Source organism: Bacillus sp. JJ664, assembly GCF_036962205.1.
Lineage (GTDB): Bacteria > Bacillota > Bacilli > Bacillales > Bacillaceae_G > Gottfriedia.
On the sequence record NZ_JBALMS010000192.1, the window covers coordinates 1 to 6,332 of the forward strand.

7 protein-coding genes are annotated in these 6,332 nt (G+C 32.6%); 4 read left to right on the top strand and 3 right to left on the bottom strand.

Annotated elements, in window-relative coordinates; translation table 11 throughout:
• The 3 genes from V7056_RS19955 to V7056_RS19965 all read left to right on the top strand — a co-directional run.
• A partial coding sequence (locus V7056_RS19955; protein ID WP_499704134.1) for an amino acid ABC transporter ATP-binding protein occupies positions 1-706 on the top strand: 706 nt, incomplete at its 5' end.
• A 265-nt stretch (positions 707-971) separates the two neighbouring features.
• The gene (locus tag V7056_RS19960; RefSeq protein ID WP_499704135.1) at positions 972-1,877 is read left to right on the top strand and encodes a hydroxymethylglutaryl-CoA lyase; all 906 of its coding nucleotides are present in this window, start codon (positions 972-974) and stop codon (positions 1,875-1,877) included.
• Positions 1,878-2,024: 147 nt separating this feature from the next.
• Positions 2,025-2,804 (top strand): undecaprenyl-diphosphate phosphatase, encoded by a 780-nt coding sequence (locus V7056_RS19965; protein ID WP_499704136.1) that lies wholly within the window; start codon positions 2,025-2,027, stop codon positions 2,802-2,804.
• On the opposite strand, the gene V7056_RS19970 is transcribed toward V7056_RS19965, so the two are convergent.
• The 3 genes from V7056_RS19970 to sleB all read right to left on the bottom strand — a co-directional run bounded on the left by V7056_RS19970 (position 2,801) and on the right by sleB (position 5,538).
• On the bottom strand, positions 2,801-3,319 hold the full coding sequence (locus V7056_RS19970) for a hypothetical protein (protein WP_499704137.1): 519 nt from the start codon (positions 3,317-3,319) through the stop codon (positions 2,801-2,803). The two genes, V7056_RS19965 and V7056_RS19970, sit on opposite strands and share 4 nt — an antisense overlap.
• A gap of 139 nt (positions 3,320-3,458) precedes the next feature.
• A complete protein-coding gene (ypeB, locus tag V7056_RS19975; RefSeq protein ID WP_499704138.1) occupies positions 3,459-4,772 on the bottom strand; it encodes a germination protein YpeB in 1,314 nt (437 codons plus the stop codon).
• A gap of 19 nt (positions 4,773-4,791) precedes the next feature.
• Positions 4,792-5,538: a spore cortex-lytic enzyme gene (sleB, locus tag V7056_RS19980; protein WP_499704140.1), complete on the bottom strand. Its 747-nt coding sequence runs from the start codon at positions 5,536-5,538 to the stop codon at positions 4,792-4,794.
• Positions 5,539-5,762: 224 nt separating this feature from the next.
• Here sleB and V7056_RS19985 point away from each other — a divergent pair, with 224 nt between their 5' ends.
• The gene (locus tag V7056_RS19985) at positions 5,763-6,101 is read left to right on the top strand and encodes a DUF3889 domain-containing protein (protein ID WP_499704139.1); all 339 of its coding nucleotides are present in this window, start codon (positions 5,763-5,765) and stop codon (positions 6,099-6,101) included.
• Positions 6,102-6,332 lie beyond the last annotated feature (231 nt).

Here is a 6,332-nt window from a genome sequence, read left to right on the forward strand (position 1 = left end):
TTTAAAAAAATCATTTGGTGCGTTAGAAGTTTTAAAAGATATTAGTATTACGATCAAACATAAAGAGGTTGTCGTTGTCATCGGGCCTTCTGGTTCTGGTAAATCAACATTTCTACGATGTTTAAATATGTTAGAGACAATTACTGATGGTAGTGTGTTAATTGAAGGTGTTGATATTACGGATAAGAAAACGAACATTAATCATATTCGTACAGAAGTTGGCATGGTTTTTCAACACTTTAATTTGTTTCCTCATCTTACAGTATTAGAAAACATTATGTTAGCACCAACAAAGGTTCGTCATTCTTCAAAGGAAGCTGCAAAAGAAAAAGCTTTAGAACTATTGAAGAAAGTTGGACTAGCAGATAAAGCAAGCAACTATCCAGATTCATTATCAGGTGGTCAAAAACAGCGTGTAGCGATTGCAAGAGCTCTTGCTATGGAACCAAAAATTATGTTATTTGATGAACCTACTTCAGCTCTTGATCCAGAAATGGTTGGTGAAGTATTAGAGGTAATGAAGCAGCTAGCAAAAGAAGGTATGACGATGGTCATCGTTACGCATGAAATGGGATTCGCTCGTGAAGTCGGCGATCGTGTCATTTTTATGGATCAAGGCTATATTGTTGAAGAAAATGAACCAGTACAAATTTTCGACTTTCCAAAACATGAACGTACGAAGAGTTTCCTAAGTAAAGTTTTATAAGGTTAAAAGATTATTAGTTTAAGGGAGGCCACATTAGGGGTCTTCTTTTTTTGTGCCGTTAAAGAAAGTACATTTTGAATAGTATTTTAACGGGAGCTTTTCCTTCATGATCATAAATTTACTAGAATCGAATTATCATAAAATCTCTTTTTCTAACTTATATTAAAGGAAGAGTATTTGAAACAAGACTTTGTATCTGCGGTCATTAGAAGGAGTGTAACAGATCTGTTTTTAATTCAAATTTTCTATATAGGAGTAGATTCTATTGAAGCTTCCACAATCTGTCGTTTTAAATGAGATTGGACCAAGATTACAATTACAAAGTAACCTAAATTTATCAAATGAACAAAAACTAAATTGGATTCATTTGCTTGCCGAAAGTGGTGTACTTAATATCGAAGTGTCTTCCTTTGTAAGGACAAATCAAAAAAAAGATTTCAATCATGCAGCGGAATTAGTTTTAAAGCTAAAAAAGAAAGAAAGCTGTCAATATAGCGTCTTAGTACCGAATAAACGCGGATTGACAAGAGCTTTTGTTGTTGATGCTGATCAAGTAAATTTATTTATCTCTAGTAGTGAAACTTATAATCATTTTACGAAAGAAGCTACTATTCAACAGACTGTTCAAGAAATTAAGAAAATGGTAAGTGAGTGTAATGATAATGGAAAAAACACTAGAGTCTATATTACATCCGTATTTGGTTGTCCATTTGAAGGGAGTATTAGTATTCAAAAAACAATCAAATTAGCGAATCAATTTTTAGACATTGGTATTGATGAAATCTCCTTTGTAGATTCCGTTGGTAAGGCCACTCCTCCACAAATTCAACTATTCTTAGAAGATTTATTGAAAACAGTCCCAACAGATCGTTGTTCAATGCAGTTTTATAATACTTACGGTCGTGCAATTTCAAATGTGTATACATCTTTAGATTATGGAATTCATCGATTCGATTCGTCAAATGGAGGTTATGGTGGACTATTTCCTTCAAACGAAAAAAATCAGATGGTCGCAACCGAGGATATTTTATCATTATTAACTCAACTAGGGATTTATACGTCAATTGATGAACAAAGACTTCAAGATGCTACTCAGTACATCGTGAACGAATTAACAGTAGATCCAACTAGTAAACTATTTTCAGTAATGAAAACCAAAAAGCATCTTTAATACTTTGTCTATATACAGAAGCATCTAAAATGATGCTTTTTTTTAAGGAATTTAATCGTTAATATGTGTACAAAATAACTGAGTTTTGGACAAGATTACTAAATTTTAGCATATACTTTACTAGTTTAGTTGAAAGGGGAAACGTAAATGTCTAGTATTGAAGCATTTATCTTAGGAATTATCCAAGGACTAACTGAATTTCTTCCAATCAGTAGTACAGGTCATTTGTATATTGGGCGGCATTTATTTGGACTTGATGAAGCGGGGTTATTATTAGATACACTTATGCATATAGGTACTTTATTAGCAGTGTTTGTATTTTATCAAAATGAATGGAAGCAGTTAATTAAAAAGCCATTTTCTAAATTAACATTATTGTTAGTTGTCGGCACATTACCCGCTGTGGTAGTTGGTTTATTATTTAAAGACTTCTTTGACGCAATTTCGGTTTCTGGAAAAACGATAGGCTGGGAATTTATTTTTACTGGCATTATTTTGTTTATAGCAGATAAAAAACGAAAGGGTACAAAGTCGATGGAAGAGTTAACTTGGAAAGATGCGTTATTTATCGGTTCATTCCAAGCACTTGCCATTTTTCCAGCAGTATCACGCTCTGGACTAACAATTGCCGCAGCATTATTCAAAGGGATGGAGCGGAAAAGTGCAGCATATTTTTCGTTTTTACTTTCAACTCCTGCGATTCTTGGTGGCATCATTTTACAAGGTAAAGATTTAATAGGGGGCAAGGTAGAGCAAATATCATTTTTCCCACTTTTTATTGGAACCTTAGCATCAGCATTATTTGGCTATCTAGCAATTAATTGGATGATCAACTTATTAAAGAAACAATCACTTAATGTATTTGGTTATTATGTTGTCATCCTAGGGGTTAGTATCGTGATTCTCCAATATTTACATGTGTTTTAATTAAGTTCATTTTTTAATTGAACAAACTCAGATACATGATGACGAATATAATGACTGATAGACCGCGTTGTAAAATGTGATAGCTTTTGAAATGTAGAAAATGAAGATACGACCATAGATTGCAATTCAAAATCATTTTTTAAAATTGAAAGTGAAGGATTTTCACCATCCATTTCCCGTAATTGTAAATGAGAGATAAACCGCTCTATATGGTCAATCATTGCTTGAGCATGAAAGAATAGTAATGACTTCTTAAGCTCAGGCCATGCATTTCTATACATTAATAAATGTGCTGTCCACCAGTAATACTCTTCTTTAGAATTTAATGCATGTTTAAAATAAACGGTATACATAAATAATGCTTGTTGACCTTTGGAGAGACTTTTATAGTAAGTCTCTATAAAGTCTATTCCTTTAGATTGTTTATAAGCGTGTATAGCAGGTTCTATACAAGCCCAACATAAATCAGCATCATTTAAAGAATTTATTTCCACTTTTGATAACGTAACGAACATGAAACCACACTCCTCAAGTATATATTGTACTGTATATATAGCTATGGAATGATATGATTTTCTTACATACGTCTAAATTGAGTTTTTTAAAGTAGAAAAAGATGCTTAGAGCACATAACCTCTAAGCATCTTTTTTCATTTATAATTTCTTCACTTTTTCCTCTTGACCAGTCAATGCATTTACGTAAATATCATATGTATCATCAGCTAAAGTACCAATAAATTCATAGCATAGTACTTCTTTATTGAGATTGTTTAAAAGGATGGCTAATCTTTCCTCTTGTACTTTTACATTAGGATTAACTTTTTTGCGAGCCTGCTCTTTCGTTAATTTAGGAGTAGGTATGTTGCGTTTATGGTTTGAAATTACGTAAGATTTCGCATTGAAGCCAATAACTTTTCCATTATCTAACGCAACTTTTAGTTGAATAGATTCAGGATATATACGAACATCATTTACAGTTTTAACAAATTGAAATACGCCAATTGTATCGTATTGAGTGCTATCGTATATTTCCATATCCGTATATTTTTGTTTTTTTAAGTAATTTGCGCCACTTTTCCCAGCATCTTCAAGACTAATTTGCTGCTTTTTAATATCTCTATTCGTAATAAAAAATAATGGGTGACCACCAGTTTCGGTTATTTCCATATAAGAATCAGCCTTTGGATTTTTATGTTCCATTGAAACAGAGTAGAATGGCTCACTACTACCATCTAAACTCTTATTTACAGCTATATCTTTATAATTTTTAATAGGGAAGTAAGATTTAGCGATTTTTTTTGCTTCACTTTCTGAAATTTTCTCACCTTTCAGCTTCTTTAACTCTTTTGATTGCTCAGGTCCAGTAGTAAAGGTCGGTCCAAAATCTTGATCTACTGTAGCTTTTGTTTGCTCAACATGTTTAAATCCATTGATAATCACGTTATCTCTTGGCGCTTCTTTTTGAGCGGAAACAGTCTGTACATCAATCCAACTTAGGTTTTTATCAATAATTTCCGACTGAACATTACGAAGCCCATTTTGAACACTTTCTGATTTTTTATAAATGGCTTTAAGCGTGTCGTATTCTTCATCAGTTAAAGGTTCTTTTTCTAGGTCGCGTACAGCTGTTCTGTAACTGAAATTTGCTAATTTCGTTAAAAAAGCTTGCGTTTTATCAAAAGGTAAAAATTTCAATGGTAGTTGTGCGATGTCTGATTTAGATTCAATTGATAATCTCCATACATCTGCAAGAGCAGGGGATAGGGATGCCCTAGAGTTCATCGCAAGAGTTGCGCCAATTTTATCATGTAATAAATCAACATCATATGTTAATTCATTATAAGCCCTTTGATAACTATTTTCTGCTTGATTATTCATTTCTTGGAGATCACGATGTTTTGTATATCCCCAATAGCCTGTACCAATTAAGGCGACAGACAAAGCTCCAATTATGATAGCGTTTTTCATACATACACCTCAATTTAGTTTATTTGCAAAAAATATGTTCACCAATCGTTAAGATTTTAGGACGTTTACGAATCCATTTATTTGTTGCAGTTTTAGGATTATAGTAATAAATACATCCAGTCGTTGGATCCCAGCCATTGATTGCATCAAGTACAGCTTTTTTAGCGTTGGCATTTGGCGTTAAGTTAATTTGGCCGTCTGCAACAGCTGTAAATGCACCAGGTTGATAAATGATCCCTGAAATTGAATTTGGAAAAGAAGAACTGCTTAAGCGATTTAATATAACCGCTGCGACTGCGACTTGACCGATATATGGTTCGCCACGAGATTCACCGTATACAGCATTTGCCATCAGTTTAATATCATTGTTCGTATAACCATTCGGTGCGTTTTCTACTTGTTTCTTATTATTATTTTTATTTGAGCTATTACTTGTTTTCGTTATTTTACTGACGATATTGTTAGATTTATTCGTTTTCGTATTGGATGCTGTGCCCGAAGCTTTATAATTCTTTGTAGCCTTTACTAATTTTTCTTTTAGCTTAGGACCTGCAACTCCATCAACCTTCATTCCAAATTCCTTTTGGAAAGTTCTTAATGACCAATACGTACCCCAGCCAAAAACACCATCAACTTTTCCTTTAAAGAAACCGATAAATTTCAATCGTGACTGAAGCTCTTTTACATCCTGACCAGTTGACCCTCTAGTTAGTACTTGGCTTGTAAACGCATTTACTTCATCTTTAGGTAAATACGTGTTTACCATAAAAAATGACAAGCATATAATGCAAAAGATTATGAAAGCTGCTTTGATTTTATATTTTTTTTGCAAAATAAGTCCTCCTTAAAAAGCATGTAAACTTACTATTTGTAAAAAATTTCTTTTTATTAACAGAAACAGTAAAAAATGATATTTTTTGACGTAGAGTTCAGTGAATAGTTTAGTTCTAAGGGTTGAATAGTATAGAAAAGAGCAGAGGAGGAGGTAAAATGAAAAAATCTTATCAGTTAATTTTTATTTTTTCAGTTTTATTTTCAATCATTTTTAAAATGGCTCCTGTACATGCTACGCCTGTATATGAACCTCCATATGCAAAATGGGGGAAAATTGCCGTAGAGAAGACAAAGGAACAATATCCACAAGCAGATATAATTGATTATTTACATATAGGTAGAGAATGGAAATCAACAAATGTAGCGGTAGAGAAATTTAAATTATGGCTAAGAGTAAAGAGCGGGAATAGAGAATTTGGGGTATTTGTGAACGTTGAATTTGAACCAAGTACAGACCGATATTTAGGCATTTCTTATAGAGAAACTGATCGTTAAAACGTAGTACAGCAAATGTAAAACTCCTTAAAGAAAATGGATTCATTTAAGTCTTGATTCAAAAAAAGTAAACTGTCATTAAAAGATGCACAATTATAAATAAATAAATAAAATGGATACTTTAGTATGTAAAATTCTGATAAATTAGATTCAGCAAATTGAAATGATATCAATACAGAAACCAAATTCGAAACGCAGATCAAAAAAGCTTGTCTGGTTAAAGTATTAGTA

What these genes read in the sequence shown, in the direction of transcription:
- ypeB (WP_499704138.1), bottom strand. Translation starts at nt 4,772, where the DNA reads ATGAAAAACGCTATCATAATTGGAGCTTTGTCTGTCGCCTTAATTGGT.
- sleB (WP_499704140.1), bottom strand. Translation starts at nt 5,538, where the DNA reads ATGGTAAACACGTATTTACCTAAAGATGAAGTAAATGCGTTTACAAGC.
- V7056_RS19985 (WP_499704139.1), top strand. Translation starts at nt 5,763, where the DNA reads ATGAAAAAATCTTATCAGTTAATTTTTATTTTTTCAGTTTTATTTTCA.
- V7056_RS19965 (WP_499704136.1), top strand. Translation starts at nt 2,025, where the DNA reads ATGTCTAGTATTGAAGCATTTATCTTAGGAATTATCCAAGGACTAACT.
- V7056_RS19970 (WP_499704137.1), bottom strand. Translation starts at nt 3,319, where the DNA reads ATGTTCGTTACGTTATCAAAAGTGGAAATAAATTCTTTAAATGATGCT.